The sequence below is a fragment of the Sulfurihydrogenibium sp. genome, from assembly GCF_027448985.1.
Lineage (GTDB): Bacteria > Aquificota > Aquificia > Aquificales > Hydrogenothermaceae > Sulfurihydrogenibium.
The window spans coordinates 1-1,573 of sequence record NZ_DAIDMN010000152.1 but is presented as its reverse complement, the minus strand read 5'-3'; the positions used below and the strand labels follow the sequence as shown (position 1 = coordinate 1,573).

At 27.8% G+C, this 1,573-nt stretch carries 1 protein-coding gene and 1 pseudogene; one reads left to right on the top strand and one right to left on the bottom strand.

Annotation, left to right across the window (positions count from 1 at the left end):
* Nucleotides 1-1,006, bottom strand: a 1,006-nt coding sequence (locus NE054_RS08175; protein ID WP_297890478.1) for an EAL domain-containing protein, incomplete at its 3' end; no start/stop codon positions are given.
* A gap of 240 nt (nt 1,007-1,246) precedes the next feature.
* Here NE054_RS08175 and NE054_RS08170 point away from each other — a divergent pair.
* Nucleotides 1,247-1,573, top strand: a pseudogene (locus NE054_RS08170) (alkaline phosphatase); the annotation flags it as partial.

Here is a 1,573-nt window from a genome sequence, read left to right as displayed (position 1 = left end):
CTTTTAAATCTGATACGAGCTTATCTTTCCTTGAAAAGTAAAGATTCATGTAAATACTATTGTTAAGGATTGAAGCCATCTTTTTAAAAGATATAACAGATAAAGGATGACCTTTTTTATCTAAAATTATTATAGGTTTTAAATCTTTACCATTTTTGTTTAAAATTTCCATCAAGGTAGTAGCACTATCGTCCATATAGAGTGTTATGGATTCTTTGATATACTTTTTTATATACGAAACATCCTCTGATTTGCTTCTTTTCAACTGGACGTTTAACTGTAATTTTTCCTGTTTATCCAACTGTGATGGCTTTTTTATATAATATCCTTGACCTAAAGATATTTCTACTTCTTCAAGCATGTATATATCTTCTTTTGTTTCTATTTTTTCTGCTATAACCTTTATATTCAGCTTTCTACACAGTTCACTCAACGAGTAAACTATCTCTTTTTTGATGAAATCTTTGTTGAAGTCTTCAATGAAAAATCCATCTATTTTTAGATAATCTGGAGATAGCTTATATATTGCTTCTAAACATACAGAACCAACACCAAAATCATCTAAAGCAATCTCAAATCCTTGTTCTTTGTAATAAAGGAAAACTCTTTGAATCAATTCTTCACTCAAAGAGAATCTCTCAGAAACTTCAAAAACCATCATTTTGGATGGGATTTTTAAATTTTCTAATATTTTTAATGTTTCTCCATTTTTGTGGTCCTTACTGAGAATTATTCTACTATCAAGATTAAAAAATAGTCTTTGTCCCATTTTGAAATTTTCTGAAAATTCATAAATAGCCTTTTCTCTGAGTTTTATATCTAAATGAAATATAAAACCATTTTTGTATGCATAATCGAAAAGTTGATGAGGATTCTTAAATCCAAGTGTATCAAAACCTCTTATCAAAGCTTCATAACCGTATATCTCTCCGGATTTTATGTTTACTATCGGTTGATATTGAAAGTATAGATTTTCTAATATCCGGTTTAAATCCTCTTTTTCCATAAATCCACCTTTCAAAGATTAATTTATTTATAATTTACAACTGATTTGTTATTTAAAGATTAAAAAATTATTAAAGATTTTTAACAGGTTTTAGCCAAATTTAGATACAGAAAATGATGGATGTTATATGTTGAAAAAAAATTAGAATTTAATTTAAAAAAATTTAAACTTTTTTTTCATAAAAATTTAATCTTATTATTCTATTATTTTAAAAATATCAAATTTTGGAGGTGTTAAGCTATGAAAAAAAGTGTACTTCTTAGTGCTGTTTTATCGCTCAGTGCTGTTTTTTCTTTTTCTTGTGATTCATCAGGTTCTTCTTCAGGTTCAGGGAATATTACATCTGTAAAAGCAACATCTATAGAATTTTCACCTATAGGTATTCCTTCCACAGATTCTGACCATACTACTTACAAACTAAGTGATAAACTGATAGTTACCTATAGTGATGGTTCAAAAATAGATTATCCGCTATCTTTTCAACCTGTTGTTCAATCAGGAGACCAGATAGGAAACTATAAATGGGGGCAACTACTGGATGTAAATGGACAACCGATGTCTAATCTT